This window comes from Gordonia namibiensis NBRC 108229 (genome assembly GCF_000298235.1).
GTDB lineage: Bacteria > Actinomycetota > Actinomycetes > Mycobacteriales > Mycobacteriaceae > Gordonia > Gordonia namibiensis.
In genome coordinates, this window is the sequence record NZ_BAHE01000044.1 from 1 (window position 1) to 15063 (window position 15063).

15 protein-coding genes are annotated in these 15063 nt (G+C 67.9%); 12 read left to right on the plus strand and 3 right to left on the minus strand.

Translation table 11 applies throughout. From position 1 onward, the window contains the following. Positions 1-471 precede the first annotated feature (471 nt). The 9 genes from GONAM_RS18235 (at position 472) to GONAM_RS18275 (ending at position 10243) form a co-directional block, all read left to right on the plus strand. Positions 472-2004 (plus strand): NlpC/P60 family protein, encoded by a 1533-nt coding sequence (locus tag GONAM_RS18235; protein WP_040536897.1) that lies wholly within the window; start codon positions 472-474, stop codon positions 2002-2004. Between the two features lie 142 nt (positions 2005-2146). After that, positions 2147-3367 carry an AAA family ATPase gene (locus GONAM_RS18240; protein ID WP_006868233.1) on the plus strand — a complete coding sequence of 407 codons (1221 nt, stop codon included), beginning with the start codon at positions 2147-2149 and terminating at the stop codon, positions 3365-3367. Continuing rightward, the gene (locus GONAM_RS18245; protein ID WP_040536900.1) at positions 3357-4295 is read left to right on the plus strand and encodes a DUF58 domain-containing protein; all 939 of its coding nucleotides are present in this window, start codon (positions 3357-3359) and stop codon (positions 4293-4295) included. Before GONAM_RS18240 ends, GONAM_RS18245 begins: the two co-directional genes overlap by 11 nt. Positions 4296-4298: 3 nt before the next feature. Next, positions 4299-5267, plus strand: a complete 969-nt coding sequence (locus GONAM_RS18250; protein ID WP_006868235.1) for a VWA domain-containing protein — start codon at positions 4299-4301, stop codon at positions 5265-5267. Between the two features lie 85 nt (positions 5268-5352). After that, positions 5353-6087 carry a 3-oxoacyl-ACP reductase FabG1 gene (fabG1, locus tag GONAM_RS18255; RefSeq protein WP_005194943.1) on the plus strand — a complete coding sequence of 245 codons (735 nt, stop codon included), beginning with the start codon at positions 5353-5355 and terminating at the stop codon, positions 6085-6087. 70 nt (positions 6088-6157) lie between these two features. Beyond that, positions 6158-6997 carry an NADH-dependent enoyl-ACP reductase InhA gene (gene inhA / locus GONAM_RS18260; RefSeq protein WP_006868236.1) on the plus strand — a complete coding sequence of 280 codons (840 nt, stop codon included), beginning with the start codon at positions 6158-6160 and terminating at the stop codon, positions 6995-6997. A gap of 17 nt (positions 6998-7014) precedes the next feature. Next, entirely contained in the window at positions 7015-8106 is a 1092-nt protein-coding gene (locus tag GONAM_RS18265) for a ferrochelatase (protein ID WP_006868237.1), read from the plus strand. A gap of 364 nt (positions 8107-8470) precedes the next feature. Continuing rightward, positions 8471-9115: a hypothetical protein gene (locus GONAM_RS18270; RefSeq protein ID WP_006868239.1), complete on the plus strand. Its 645-nt coding sequence runs from the start codon at positions 8471-8473 to the stop codon at positions 9113-9115. Positions 9116-9583: 468 nt separating this feature from the next. After that, positions 9584-10243: a hypothetical protein gene (locus GONAM_RS18275; protein WP_006868240.1), complete on the plus strand. Its 660-nt coding sequence runs from the start codon at positions 9584-9586 to the stop codon at positions 10241-10243. A gap of 23 nt (positions 10244-10266) precedes the next feature. Here GONAM_RS18275 and GONAM_RS18280 read toward each other — a convergent pair whose 3' ends face one another. Next, positions 10267-11097: an Rv1486c family protein gene (locus GONAM_RS18280; protein ID WP_006868241.1), complete on the minus strand. Its 831-nt coding sequence runs from the start codon at positions 11095-11097 to the stop codon at positions 10267-10269. A 119-nt stretch (positions 11098-11216) separates the two neighbouring features. On the opposite strand from GONAM_RS18280, the gene GONAM_RS18285 reads away from it, so the two are divergent. From GONAM_RS18285 to GONAM_RS18295, 3 genes are all read left to right on the plus strand, one after another. Beyond that, positions 11217-12044 (plus strand): DUF3097 domain-containing protein, encoded by an 828-nt coding sequence (locus tag GONAM_RS18285; protein WP_006868242.1) that lies wholly within the window; start codon positions 11217-11219, stop codon positions 12042-12044. Positions 12045-12114: 70 nt separating this feature from the next. Further along, positions 12115-12543 carry an NfeD family protein gene (locus GONAM_RS18290; RefSeq protein WP_006868243.1) on the plus strand — a complete coding sequence of 143 codons (429 nt, stop codon included), beginning with the start codon at positions 12115-12117 and terminating at the stop codon, positions 12541-12543. A 44-nt stretch (positions 12544-12587) separates the two neighbouring features. Beyond that, positions 12588-13772: an SPFH domain-containing protein gene (locus tag GONAM_RS18295; protein WP_006868244.1), complete on the plus strand. Its 1185-nt coding sequence runs from the start codon at positions 12588-12590 to the stop codon at positions 13770-13772. Between the two features lie 8 nt (positions 13773-13780). On the opposite strand, the gene GONAM_RS18300 is transcribed toward GONAM_RS18295, so the two are convergent. After that, positions 13781-14428, minus strand: a complete 648-nt coding sequence (locus GONAM_RS18300) for a hypothetical protein (RefSeq protein ID WP_006868245.1) — start codon at positions 14426-14428, stop codon at positions 13781-13783. Further along, on the minus strand, positions 14425-15048 hold the full coding sequence (locus tag GONAM_RS18305) for a hypothetical protein (protein ID WP_006868246.1): 624 nt from the start codon (positions 15046-15048) through the stop codon (positions 14425-14427). Before GONAM_RS18305 ends, GONAM_RS18300 begins: the two co-directional genes overlap by 4 nt. Positions 15049-15063: the final 15 nt, after the last annotated feature.

Consider the following 15063-nt stretch of genomic DNA (forward strand, 5'->3'; position numbering starts at 1 on the left):
GCTGGGCCCGGTCGCCGCCACGGGCGCGGGCGCCGCGTCGCCCGACGGTGCGGACACCGCTCGCGACGGGACCCCGGCCGAGTCGTCGGCCTCTTCCTGACCCCTCACCACGCCTCTCTCCAGCGTCACTGACGATCGTTTCCCGCGGTCCGGTGGCGCCGGCGGCGTCGTGGTCTCGCCCGATCCGGTTCGTGTACCGGTTTGTTGCGAATTCGAGACCTGAGCCACGGTGGTGAACTATCTGCAGTTCACAGCATTTTCCCAGGTAATAACGCCTTTGTAATTCACAGGTTTCGGTTTTCTCGTGTGGTTGATGTGACGTACGGTTCTGATGTCGCATGTGTGACTTGTGTTTCCTGCAGGGGCAGATGCGACACATGTGCAGTGTGTGGTCGGGGCGGCCCACAGCGGCCGTTCGATCGAGATCCGGAGATCTTGACAGGTCCCCGGAAGGAACCGCGAGGAGTTCAGGTGAGGCGAGTTAGAACAGGTGCGTCCTGGCCGGCGCGCGTCACGGCGGCCATGGCCGCCGTTCTCATCTGTGCGGTCGGCGCCGGGCATGCCGTCGCGACCCCGAAGAAGGCGCCCGAGTCGCCGGTGACCGGACTGATCAACGAGATCGCCTCGGTGAACCAGGACATCGCCGACCTCGACGAGGCCCTCGCGGTCCGGCAGGAGAACGTCAACCGCGCGATCGTCGACTTCCAGAACTCGCTCGCCCAGCGGCGACTGGCGACCGTCGCCGCCCGCGGCGCGCGCACCGAACTCGACCGCGCCGGCCAGGCCGTCACCGAGGCGCAGAAGACCTTCGACAACTTCGTCCGACTCGCATACCAGCAGGGCGCCGAGCAGGGTTCGATGTCGAACTACGTCGCATCCCCGGATCCCCAGGCGGTGCTCGACCGGATGAAGCTGCTCGACCAGGTCGGCAAGAAGCAGCAGGAGACCATCCGTCGCCTCCAGGTCGCCCGAAACCAGAAGGCCAACCGTCTGGCCGCGGTCGAGGCGACCCGCCGGCAGGCGGCGTTCGCCGCCAAGAGTGCCGACCAGCGCAAGCGCGACGCCCTGGCCGCGGTGTCCGAGGCCAAGACCGCCATCGCCGAGCAGTCGGAGCGCAAGGCCTCGCTGGTCGCCAAGCGTGATCGCGTGCAGAAGAAGATCGACTCGATCCGCGGATACGTCCCCAAGAAGCAGGCCGCCGGACCGTCGACCCGTGACCTGCTCAAGAACATCTTCCCGGCAGCCCCGACCCTTCCGGACCTGCCGACGACCAACGTCTCCGACAACGAACTGCTGTCGATCGCGGCGCGGGCCGCCGCCCAGATCGCCGTCGACGTGGGCTCCGCGGCGCTCGGGATGGGCCTCGACGTGGGTTCGCAGATGCTCAAGGGCATCATCGGCGAGCAGCGGTTGCCGCAGTCCGAACTCCTCAACGAGCTCGGTCTGGGCGGAATGGACCTCACCGGCAGCAGCGGCAACGACAGCCTGAGCTCCCGCCTGGGATCAGGAAGCCTCGGCTCCCTGTTCGGCGGCTCCGGCGGTGGCGGTGGATCGGGCGGCATCATGCGGCCGGGTCTCCGCGGCCCGCAGGCGGTCGAGATCGTCGTGAACCGTGCTCTCTCGCAGCTGGGTGTCACCTACGCCTGGGGTGGTGGCGACGTCAACGGTCCGACGCAGGGCATCCGCGACGGCGGCGTCGCCGACAGTTACGGCGACTACCGCAAGGTCGGCTTCGACTGCTCGGGTCTGATGATCTACGCCTTCGCCGGTGTCGGCATCGAACTGCCGCACTACACGGGCTACCAGTACACGTCGGGTCCGCACTTCCCGCTGTCGCAGATGCGTCGCGGCGACATGATCTTCTACGGCCCGAACGCGAGCCAGCATGTCGCGCTGTACCTGGGCGACAACAAGATGGTCGAGGCCCCGCAGTCGGGCTCCGTCGTCAAGGTGTCGCCGCTGCGCACCAGCGGTGCGATGCCCAACGTGGTCCGCCTCCTCTGAGAACGTCCGAACGACGGGCCGCGCATCTTCTTGGCGCCTTTTCAGTTCGCACGGCTAGGCTGGCACAAACACGCGGGGGTGTCTTCGGCCCCGACGTGGCCACACCAGTGAGCAGCAGAGTTCAGACGAACAGGAGCACGGGTTGACCGAATCGCACTCCCTCGACAAGGCGGCCACGGGGGACCCGGCCGCGGCAGGCGCCGATTCGTCGGTGCTGAGCGACGCCGACGTCGCCCTGCTCGAGCGGGCCATCTACGAGGTCAAGCGCGTCATCGTCGGTCAGGACCAGCTCGTCGAGCGGATTCTCGTGGGCCTGCTCGCCCGTGGCCACATCCTTCTCGAAGGTGTCCCGGGCGTCGCCAAGACCCTTGCGGTCGAGACCTTCGCCAGGGTCGTCGGCGGATCCTTCTCCCGTGTGCAGTTCACGCCCGACCTGGTGCCCACCGACCTCATCGGTACGCGTATCTACCGTCAGGGCCGCGAGGAGTTCGACACCGAACTCGGCCCGGTCGTGGCGAACTTCCTGCTCGCCGACGAGATCAACCGCGCACCCGCAAAGGTGCAGTCCGCGCTCCTGGAGGTCATGGCCGAGCGGCACGTGTCGATCGGCGGCAAGACCTACCCGATGCCCGACCCGTTCCTCGTGATGGCGACGCAGAACCCCATCGAGAACGAGGGTGTCTACCCGCTGCCGGAGGCCCAGCGCGACCGCTTCCTGTTCAAGGTGCTCGTCGACTACCCGTCGGTGGAGGAGGAGCGCGAGATCGTCTACCGGATGGGCAACGTCCCGCCGACGGCCTCGCAGGTCCTCGACCCCGCGGCGATGCTGCGTCTCCAGAAGACCGCCGCGAACGTCTTCGTCCACCACGCGCTCGTCGACTACGTCGTCCGCGTCATCAACGCGACGCGTCGTCCGGCCGAGCTCGGTCTCAGCGACGTCGCTTCGTGGCTGTCCTATGGCGCCTCGCCGCGTGCGACGCTCGGCATCGTGGCCGCGGCCCGCGCACTCGCGCTGGTCCGCGGACGCGATTACGTCATCCCGCAGGACATCGTCGAGATCATGCCCGACGTCCTCCGGCACCGCCTGGTGCTGTCCTACGACGCGCTGGCCGACGAGATCGACGCCGATCAGGTCATCACCCGCGTGCTGCAGACCGTGGGACTCCCGCAGGTCGGTGCGCAGCCGGTGCAGGCGTCGTACCCGGCGGCGCCCCAGGGGCAGGGCCAGGCCGGCGCACCCCAGACAGGTGCGCCCCAGACAGGTGCACCCCAGCCGGCTCAGCAGGGCGCCAACGGCTATGCCGGACAGCAGGTTCCGCAGGGCTCCGGTCCGGTGAACCCGAATGCGCGGTATGGCGGCTAATCGCGACCTACCCAGCCTCAGTGCCGGGCTGCTCGAGGAGCCCCAGCTGACCGCGGCTCTGAAGATGTTGGAGCTCACCGTCCGTCGCAAGCTCGACGGCGTGCTGCAGGGGGAGCATCTCGGACTCATCCCCGGCCCGGGTTCGGAACCCGGGGAGGCGCGTGCCTACCAGCCCGGTGACGACGTCCGTCGGATGGAATGGTCGGTCACCGCCCGCACCACCCAGCCGCATGTGCGCCAGATGATCGCCGACCGCGAGCTCGAGACCTGGCTCGTCGTCGACGCGTCGGCGAGCCTCGACTTCGGCACGGTCGGGTGCACCAAGCGCGACCTGGCGGTGGCCGCGGCCGCCGCGATCGTGCATCTCACCACCGGTGGCGGCAACCGGCACGGGGCCCTCGTGGTGACCGGCGACGACGTCGTACGGGTGCCCGCTCGGGCCGGCCGCGCCCATGCCCAGAACCTTCTCAAGGCCATCGCGACCACCCGTCGCAGTGCTCCCGGTGTCCGTGGCGACCTCAAGGCCGGCATCGAGGCACTGCGCCGTCCGCAGCGCCGCCGCGGTCTCGCGGTCGTCATCAGCGACTTCCTCGGACCGATCGACTGGGAACGCTCGCTGCGTGCCATCGGCGCCCATCACGAGCTGCTCGCGGTCGAGGTCCTCGACCCTCGCGACCTGGAACTGCCTGCGATCGGCGAGGTCACCCTGGCCGACGCCGAGTCGGGGGAAATCCACGACGTCACCGTCACCGAGGAGCTGCAGCGCGATTTCGCCGCCGCCGCCCGCGCCCATCAGCAGCGCGTGCATCGGACGCTGCGCAGTTGCGGGGGAGCGACGCTGTCCCTCCGCACCGACCGCGAGTGGATCACCGACACCGTCAAGTTCATCGCCCAGCGACGCCGCGGCCTGGCCGCCGGGGTGGGGTAGCCGATGCTGTCCAGTCCCTTCTGGTTGTTGCTGCTGCTCGTCGTCGCCCTGCTCGGCGCCGCGTACGTGTACATGCTGCGTCGCCGCAAGCAACGGGCGCTGACCTTCGCGAACCTCGATCTGCTGAAGTCCGTCGCACCCGCCGACCGCAACCGGCTGCGTCACGTGCCGATCGCGTTGCTGATCATCTCGCTGATCCTGCTGACGGTCGCGTTGTCCGGGCCGCAGGCCGACCGCAAGGTGCCGCGCAACAAGGCGACGGTGATCCTCGTGATGGACGTGTCGCGGTCGATGAACGCGACCGACGTCTCGCCGTCGCGTATCAAGGCCGCGCAGGAGGCGGCGAAGAAGTTCGCCGACGAGTTGACCGAGGGCATCAACCTCGGCCTGATCTCCTTCGCCGGCACCGCGGCGAGCCTGGTCTCGCCGACCCCGGACCACAACGCGACCAAGGTCGCCGTGGACAAGCTGAGGCTCGACGACAAGACGGCGACCGGCGAGGGCATTTTCGCGGCGCTGCAGCAGATCAGCACACTCAACGCCGTTCTCGGTGGCGGCGAGGCGGCCCCGCCGGCGCGGATCGTGCTCCTGTCGGACGGCAAGGAGACCGTGCCCGACGACCCCGACGACCCGCGCGGTGCCTTCACCGCGGCGCGGAAGGCCAAGGAGGAGAAGATCCCGGTCTCCACGATCTCCTTCGGCACGCGGACGGGCACCGTCGAACTGGAGGGTGATCGCGTCCCGGTTCCCGTCGACGACGATTCGCTGCGCAAGATCGCGAACCTCTCCGGCGGCGACTTCTTCACCGCCGCGAGCCTCGACGAGCTCAACAAGGTCTACGAGAAACTGCAGAACGAGATCGGTTACGAGACACGACGCGGGGACAACTCGAAGCCGTGGCTGATCGCGGGTACGTTGTTCGCGCTGGTCTCGGCGTTCGCAGCGCTCGCGATCAACCGCAGGCTGCCCTGACCCGACCCCGGGACCGGGTGACGGCGAGCCACATCCGACGACCACCGCGACGCCGACCCAAACAGAACGGATAGGTTAGACACCCATGACGGCATCCAGCAACGAAGCGCAGAACCCTTCCCGTTCGGTCCTGGTGACCGGCGGCAACCGCGGGATCGGTCTCGCCGTGGCCCAGCGCCTCGCCGCCGACGGCCACAAGGTCGCGGTCACGCACCGCGGCTCCGGTGCCCCCGAGGGACTGTTCGGCGTGAAGTGCGACGTCACCGACTCCGAGTCGGTCGACGCGGCCTTCGCCGAGGTCGAGGCCCACCAGGGTCCGGTGGAGATCCTCGTGGCCAACGCGGGCATCACCGACAACATGCTGCTCATGCGACTGTCCGAGGAGTCCTTCGAGAAGGTCCTCGACGCCAACCTCACCGGCGCCTTCCGCTGCGCGAAGCGCGCCACCAAGGGAATGCAGCGCGCCAAGTGGGGCCGCATGATCTTCCTCGGCTCGGTCGTCGCGATGTCGGGTATCCCCGGCCAGGTCAACTACGCGGCGTCCAAGGCCGGTCTCATCGGCATGGCGCGTTCGATCGCCCGTGAGATCGGATCGCGCAACATCACGTCCAACGTCGTCGCGCCGGGCTTCATCGAGACCGACATGACCGCGGCCATGGAGGATCGCTACATCGAGATGGCCAAGCAGGCCATCCCGTTGGGTCGTACCGGCAAGCCGGAGGACGTCGCCGCCGCGATCAGCTTCCTCGCCTCCGACGAGGGCGGCTACATCTCCGGCGCGGTCATCCCGGTCGACGGCGGCATGGGCATGGGCCACTGACCCTGCGGGTCACCAACGGCCGACGGCCACACCACATCTCAACCAACGTCGATCTCAGGAGCACATCTTCGTGAGCGGAATCCTGGACGGGAAGACCGTCCTCATCACGGGCATCATCACCGATGCGTCGATCGCCTTCCACGCGGCCGCCATGGCGCAGGAGCAGGGCGCGACGGTGATCATCACCGGTATCCCGGAGCGGCTTCGGCTGATCGACCGGATCGCCAAGCGCCTGCCGAAGGAGGTGCCGCCGGCCATCGGTCTCGACGTCACCAGCGAGGAGGACCTCGAGTCGCTCGCCGGCAAGATCCGCGAGATCGCCCCGCAGGGCATCGACGGTGTCATGCACTCGATCGCGTTCGCACCGCGCACCCTGATGGGCCCGGAGGCCAAGCCGTTCCTCGAGGGCCCCGGCCCCGACGCCGCCAAGGCGTTCGAGATCTCGGCCTGGAGCTACGCGTCGCTGGCCCGCGCCGTGCTGCCCGTCATGAACGAGGGCGGCTCGATCGTGGGTATGGACTTCGACCCCCGCACCGCCATGCCGTACTACAACTGGATGGGCGTCGCCAAGGCCGCCCTCGAGTCGGTGAACCGCTACGTGGCGCGAGAAGTGGGCAACGCCAAGAACATCCGCTCCAACCTGGTCGCCGCCGGCCCCATCAAGACCCTCGCGGCCAAGGCCATCGCCGGCACCGCGACCGACGACGCCAAGCAGCTGAACATGCTCAACGAGTACTGGGACGGCGCGTCGCCCATCGGCTGGGACGTCGACGACCCGACCGTGGTCGCCAAGTCGGTCTGTGCGCTGCTGAGCGACTGGCTGCCCGGCACCACCGGCTCCATCGTCTACGTCGACGGCGGCGCCAGCCACAACACCTGGTTCCCGGAGGGCATGACCTCCGGGTCGTGAGCCCGGGGAGAGACGCCGTGGAGACCGCCTTCGATTCCGTCCTGTTCCTGTCCTTCGGTGGTCCCGAGGGCCCCGACGAGGTCATGCCGTTCCTGGAGAACGTGACCCGGGGCCGGGGTATCCCGCGGGAACGCCTGGAATCGGTGGCGGAACACTATCTGCACTTCGGCGGGGTGTCGCCGATCAACAGGCTCAACCTGGACATGATCGACGGTCTCCGCGCCGACCTGGCACGTCGCGGCGTCGACCTTCCGGTGTACTTCGGCAACCGCAACTGGCACCCGATGGCCGAGGACACCCTGGCCGAGATGTACCGGGCCGGGCATCGCCGCATTCTGGTCTTCCCGACCTCCGCGTGGGGCGGCTACTCGGGGTGCCGTCAGTACCACGAGGACATCGACCGGTCCCTGCAGGCGCTGGCCAGTCGTGAACCCGCGTCCACGACACCCGAGGGTGCGGTGGTGCTCCGCAAACTGCCGCAGTATTGGTCGCACCCGGCATTCACCGCGGCGGGCGCAGACGCCGTCCGTCGCGGGATCGAGAAGCTTGGTGCGTCCGAGGACTCGGTCCGCCTGGTGTTCACCGCACATTCCGTCCCGAGCTCGGCCGATGCCGCGTCCGGACCGGCCGCCGAGGGCGGGAATCTCTACTCCCGCCAGGTGATGGCCGCGTCGCAGGCCGTTGCCGACGCCCTGGGCGTCGACGACTTCGACCAGGTCTGGCAGTCGAGGTCGGGACCCCCGCAGATCCCGTGGCTCGAACCGGACATCTGCGATCACCTCGAAGATCTTGCGGCGCAGGGTGTTCGCCGGGTCGTGGTCTATCCCATCGGGTTCATCTCCGATCACCTCGAGGTGATCTGGGACCTCGACAACGAAGCGGCCGAGACGGCGCAGCGACTCGGAATGGATTACGTGCGCGCCGACACCGTCGGCACCGATCCTCGATTCATCGAGATGATCGGCGAGTACGTGGAGAACTACGTCGGCGGCCTGGGAGATCTCACCGCGATGGGTTGCGGGGACAACGGTCGGGTGTGCCGGGACCGGTGCTGTGTGCCCGCCGCACGGCCCTCGCGGCCGTCGGCCCCTGCGGCCGATGCCACTTAGCAGCGGTCGATCGCAAGTCCATTGTTAACGATCGTTCCTGCGCGGCCGCTCTGATCGTTTGCGTAGATAACAATCGAGTAACAGGAGATGGCACGTGTGGCCATGTTCTTTGTCAGATGACATTCTGTGGATACGCTACCTTCCCCCGGGTGGCGATCTCAGAGAGGAATCTGTAATGGCAGATAAGCTTATCGACATGGACGATGCGTTGCTCGGAACGATCCTGGACACCATCCTCACCGGTTCTCTCGAGGAAGACGACCCTGCGTAAGAAACGCTTGTCGGGTGGGCCGCGTCGACGACGCGGCCCACTTGTCTTTTTGCGGGTTCTTTTTGAATTTCGTGCCGAGAATTGCGGGTTTCGATGATCGATGAACAGCACGAAACGATCGAAACGGGCACTCTCACCGGTGACGATCTCGACGCGGCCATTGAATTGCTTGCCGACGGCCTCGACGAGATACCGCTGTACGCCTGGTTGCTCGGCGAACACATCAACGACCGCTCTCTGCGGAAATGGTTGGCGAACATCCTCGTACGGCCATTGCTGAACGCGGGATATGTCATCGGCGCCCGAAGGGGCGACCGTCTTGTCGGCTTGCTGGTCTTCCAGCCGCACGACGCCGATCTCTCGGTCGGCGGCAAGCCGCCGCTGACGCCGGCCGACTTCGCCGCGGTCGCAACCGTACCCGGAGTGCGGGAACGCGTCGCAGATCTACTGACGGGTTCGAGGCTGCAACCCCCCGCGGAGGACGCGATCAACCTCCGGATCGGGGTCGTGGCGCACACCGAACGCGGCGGCCGGGCAACGGTCGCCATGATGCGCGAGCTGGAGCGGTTCTGTACGGCCGCAGCTCGCCCGTTCTACGCGTGGACGGGCTCGGAGAGCCTGCGTCGCTATTACTCCGAGGTCTGGGGTGCCACCGAGTTCGCGATCGAGAGCTGGAACGGCATCACGATGTATGGACTCGTTTCCGACGGGGCGCCGCGTTCCCGGCGTGCGCTCTAGGGCGAACTCTGCGCTGCAGTGAGGGGATCTGGACGAGTGACCATTCTGCGGGAGCACAATGGGTCGAATGACCATATTCAGCACTCTTTTGAAGTTGATTTCCTTCCGTGAATGGCTGGTCATTTGTCCATATTAGTGGATCATTTGTTCAAATATAACGAATAGTTAACGAAGAATGTCAATCTGATCGGGACCGCCGTATTACGGTGTGACTCTTTCCATTGCGCAGCCCGACCGGGCAGCGAATGTCCAGAGAGGATTTCCCAATGGCTGAAGGACCCATCCGGCTCGAGATCGACGTGCTCGGCCCCCTCCTCGAAGCGATCGTCACCGGTTCCACCAGCGGCAGCGACGACGCAGGGTCGTCTTCGTAGGCAGTCATTCCGGGTGGGCCGCGTCGAGATGACGCGGCCCACCCGCTGTTTATGGAAAAGGCGAAGTATTGTCGTCGATGAGGACGGGTGCGAGATGGAAACGCGACTTCGACAATTCGGGGAAGTGGAGACGTCGACGCTCACCTATGATGATCTCGGGTGCGCGATCGAAGTGCTCGCCCGTCACGTCGACGAGATTCCCCTCTACCGGTGGCTGCTCGGCGAGCATATTTCGGATATCGACCTACGGAAATGGTTGGCCGAGATTCTCGTACGCCCGCTGCTGAAAGCGGGATGTGTCCTCGGTTCGCGGCGCGACGGTCGCCTCGTCGGGCTCCTGCTCTTCCAGCCACACGATGCCGACCTGTCGCCCGACGGTGAACCGCCGCTGGTGCCGGCCGACGTGACGCGCGTGGCAACGATGCCGGGACTGCGCGAGCGGTTCACCGAACTCCTGACCAGTTCGCAGCTCGCGCCGCCCGTTGACGACGCGGTGAGTCTCCGGCTCGCGTTGGTCTTGCCCGAGGAGCGCGGCGGTCGAGCGCTCATCGGCATGATGCGCGAGATCGAACGGTTCTGTACGGCGGCATCGCGTCCGTACTACGCATGGACGGGTTCGGAGACTCTGCGTCGCTACTACACCGAGGTCTGGGGTGCCAACGAGTTCGCAGTCGAGGACTGGAACGGCATCACGATGTACGGCCTCGTCTCCGACCGGCCACCACGACGCCGGACGGAGTCCGGTCCGGCCTGACGCGTTCCCGCGTCGCACGTGAATCAGCGGCGGAGCAGTTCACCGATCGTGGAATTCACCGCGGCCGCACGTGCGGTCCGGGTGAGGGTCTGCAGACCGCGTAGGGCGGAATCGCCCGAATCCCATTGTCCCGCAGTGTCGCCGATCTCGACCCGACGGGTCCCCGCCAGGTCGACGATGGCCTCCACCTGGGCGGCGGTGTCGATGAGTCGCGTGGAGCGGGCGTCGAGTGCGTGCGGTGGCAGCGCGACGCGATGCCGGGCGGTGAGGGCGGCGAGCTCCTCGCGCAGATCACCCGCATCGACCGACCGGCGTCCACCGAGACCCCCGATGATGGACGCCGCATCGCGGACCGCCTGGCGCAGGTCGTATTCCAGGTCACCCGCGGACGGGCCGGATGACACCAGATGGTCGAGGTCGAGCCGGTCGGCATACCGGAAGGTGGTCCACCGGCAGGTCACGTACGGGGGATCGACACCGAGGGTGGAGAACTCGGGGACGAGTGCGAGGGTGCCCGCCGTGTCCGAATCGTCGACCAGGAGAACCTCGCCGGCGGTGAGGGCCCTCGACGTCGCGGGGTTCGGGGGCAGACCCTGCGGATCGCCGGTCGACGGCAGGCGCACCGCCAGGCGTCGGGCCGGTTTCAGCAACCCCAGCAGGTCCAGTACGCCGTTCCCCGATCCCGTTGGGGTCGTGGGCTGTTCGGTCGGCACCTCATGCCGGTCGGCGGATTCGGCGAGCGCCTCGATCACGTCGTCGGGGGAGCAGCGCCCGGTGAGCCACGCGGCCGCCCACGCGCCCAGGGCGCAGGTCGGCCACGCGACGGTGGAGGGGAGGATGTCGCTGCGATTCATCAAGGAACAACGATACCGCCGGCCCCGGAACGGGCGCCGGGCGTGGCAACCCGCCGCCGGGGGCCCGGGCGCTTACGGTGTTGGGCGCAGATGTCCAGGGACCGAAGAGGTGGAACGCGATGGATGACCGGTACGGGCGCGATGTGCTGTCTCAGCCACGCCGGACCAAGCCGCGTCCGGTGGAGGTCGCGGCCGAACGTGACCTGGTCGTGGAGGACGCCGCCTCCGGTTTCTGCGGTGCCGTCGTCGGGCTCGAGAAGAGCTACGCCGGTGACCTGGTGCGCCTCGAGGACCGGCACGGCCGGACCCGCGTGTTCCTGATGAACCCCGGCGCCTTCCTGATCGACGGCCGCACCGTGACCCTCGTCAAGCCGCGCACGCGCGGACCCCAGAAACCGGCGACGACGGCGTCCGGTTCGCGCGCCGCGCCGCGCACCCGCGCGCGCACCGCACGTGCCAGCCGGATCTTCGTCGAGGGCGTGCACGATGCGACGTTGCTCGAACGGGTGTGGGGCGACGACCTACGGGCCGAGGGAGTTGTCGTGGTCAGTCTCGACGGTCTCGACAACCTCGACGCGGCGCTCGCCGAGTTCCAGCCCGCGCCGCATCGCCGCGCGGGCGTTCTCGTCGACCATCTCGTGGCCGGTTCGAAGGAGGCCCACCTCACCGCCGAGGTCGGCGAGCACGTACTGGTGTGCGGTCACCCCTATATCGATGTCTGGGAGGCGGTGAAGCCCGCCTCGGTCAAGATCTCGGCCTGGCCGAGGATTCCGCGCGGCACCGACTGGAAGACCGGGGTGTGTGCCCAGCTGGGATGGGGTGACCCGCGGGACGGCTGGCGCCGGGTGCTGAGCGGGGTCAGCAGCTTCCGCGATCTGGAGGTGCCCCTCCTGCGGTCGGTGGAGGAGCTCATCGACTTCGTCACCGCTGCCGAAGAGGCCGGATAGCGACGGCAGCCCACTCGTCCGCGCCGTCGACGAACCGAGGCTGCTCGGACATCTCTGGCAGACTGGACACATGAGCGCCCTGCTGTGGTTGGCGGCCGCGATCGTCTTGGCGGTCGCGGAGATGTTCGGTGGCGAATTGGTGCTGCTCATGCTGGCCGGCGGCGCCTTCGCCGCGGCCGGTGTGGATTTCGTGTGGGAGCCGCCCCTCTGGGTGGACGGCCTGGTGTTCGCGGCGGTGTCGGTTCTGCTGCTCGTAGCCGTGCGTCCGATTGCCAAGCGCCACATGCTCAATCGCCCCGCCGTGCTCATGAACACCGAGGCCCTGGAAGGGCAGCCGGCGGTCGTCACCGAGACGGTCGACGGCGACGACGGCCGCGTGAAGATCGGCGGCGACATCTGGTCGGCGCGGTCGGTGGACCCCGCAGCGGTGCTCGAACCCGGAACCCATGTGACCGTCGTCGAGATCGACGGTGCGACCGCAGTGGTGTGGCGCGCCTGATCGCTCGACCCGACCTGCTCGACATTCCGCGAGAAAGGTGAATTGTGGACGACTTACAGATCTTCGGCTTGGTGGTGGTGGTACTGCTGGTCGTGTTCGTGGCGGTGGTGCTGGCCAAATCGGTGGCGCTGATCCCACAGGCGGAGGCCGCGGTGATCGAGCGTCTCGGCCGCTACACCCGCACCGTGTCCGGGCAGTTGACGCTGCTGCTGCCGTTCATCGACCGGATCCGTGCGCGGGTCGACATCCGTGAACGGGTCGTGTCCTTCCCGCCGCAGCCGGTGATCACCGAGGACAACCTCACGCTGTCCATCGACACCGTCGTCTACTTCCAGGTCACTAATCCGCGTTCGGCCGTCTACGAGATCGACAACTACATCGCCGGCGTCGAGCAACTCACCATCACCACGCTGCGCAACGTGGTCGGCGGTATGACTCTCGAAGAGACGCTGACCTCCCGTGACTCCATCAACGGGCAGCTGCGCGGCGTGCTCGACGAGGCGACCGGCCGCTGGGGCCTGCGCGTCGCCCGCGTCGAACTCAAGTCGATCATGCCGCCGCCGTCGATCCAGGAGTCGATGGAGAAGCAGATGAAGGCCGATCGCGAGAAGCGCGCGACGATCCTCACCGCCGAGGGCCAACGCGAGTCGGCGATCAAGACCGCCGAGGGCAACAAGCAGTCGCAGATCCTCGCGGCCGAGGGTGCCAAGCAGGCCGCGATCCTCGCCGCCGAGGCGGAGCGGCAGTCGCGCATCCTGCGTGCCCAGGGTGATCGTGCGGCCGCCTACCTGAACGCACAGGGTGAGGCGAAGGCCATCGAGAAGACGTTCGCGGCGATCAAGGCGGCCAAGCCGACTCCGGAACTCCTTGCCTACCAATACCTCCAGCAGTTGCCGGAGATGGCGAAGGGCGAGGGCAGCAAGGTCTGGGTGGTGCCGTCCGACTTCGGCTCGGCGCTCCAGGGTTTCGCGAAGTCCTTCGGCATCCAGGGCGACGACGGCGTGTTCCGGTACGAGCCGACCGACTCGCCGCCCTCGCAGATCGACGAGTCGGAGACCAAGGACTGGTTCTCGCTGGCGTCCGATCCGAAGGTCGCGCAGGCTGTCGCCGAGGCCGAGGCGGTGGCCCGCAAACCTGTCGCCCCCGAGATCGGTACCGGCGTGGGCCGGTCATCACGTTCCGCATCGCTCGACGCCGCGGTCGAGGAGACCGGCACCACCCCCGGTTAAACCGGCGGTCAGGCGGTGATGAGGTGTTCGATGCCGGCGAGGCCGATGGCCCACAGCACCGACGCGAAGGTTCCCATGATGAACTGCTCGGACGCCTGCGGCGCACGTAGCTCGGGATATCGCGCAAGGCTCTTCACCGCCAGGATGATCGCGAGTCCTTCCGGCCACCCGGCCATCAGCGTCGTGACGACGGCCAACCGCTCGAGATAACCGATGACGCGGCCGCCGCGGAGCGGCCCGACCTCGTTCGGGTCGGATGGTGCGGTGTCCGCGTCGTCCGGGGTCTCGGCGTCGTCCGGGGCCTCGGTGTCATCGTCGTTCTCCGAGGCGGGCGTCGGCGCCGGGTCCCCCCGGACGCCACCCAGTTTCAGTACCGCCCGCACCACGGGGCCGCCGCCGGTGACCGCCGCGACAGCTGTGATCACGGTCGCCGTCGCGGCGGCGAGCCCGATCGCGGGTCCGGCGGTGGCGGCGACGATAGCCGTCGCCGTGGCGAGTCCCAGCAGGACCGTCAGGCCGATCGCGTGCACGATGGTCGCCGACCGCGGCACGGTCAGACCCTCGAGTGCGCGGTGACGCAGCAGCTGCTCCACCCCGAGCCACAGCACAGGCGTGACGGCGGTCAGGACGAGGAGGGTGAGGGCGATCGCGGTCATCGGACCACCGTCGCATCCGGGGCCTGCTCGCCGACATGCCGGCGGTCGGCCTCGGCGAGTGCATCGGCGAGCAGATCCAGGGAATCGGGTTCCAGATCCCAGCCGGCGGCGCGGAGTCGTTGGCTCATCGCCTGGGGTGTGATGTCGAGGACGCCCGCCGCGTCCGCCTGGGTGAGTCCGCGTCGCATGAGGGCCACCGCCTCGATCCCGGCCGCACTTCGGGTGGCGACGATGTCGCTGATCAGGCGGCCTGCGGTTTGAGCGTGGCGGCACCATCGGGCATCGGGACCGCGCACGCACAGGGGTATGCGCTGGCGCTTGGCCGCCTCGACCGCGTCCCGGGCGTGGACGAAGGCGGCTCCACGTCCAGCGCGGGTGGACGAGGGGAGAGGCTGTTCGACATCCCCGGTGCCGATGCCGACGCTCCAGTGACCGTCGGCGGTCAGTTCGACGGCGAGCTGTGCCAGGGTCTGCGGGTCGTCGAGGACGCCTTGGATCTCGTCGCCGGCGGTGCGCTCGAAGGGGCGAACCGTGTCGACGTCGCGGAGCCGTTCCAGAACGGCTTCGACCCGGTCGACGTCGGTGCGGCTGCCGCGCTGGTCGACGGTCATGACGAACATCACACAAGCCTACGG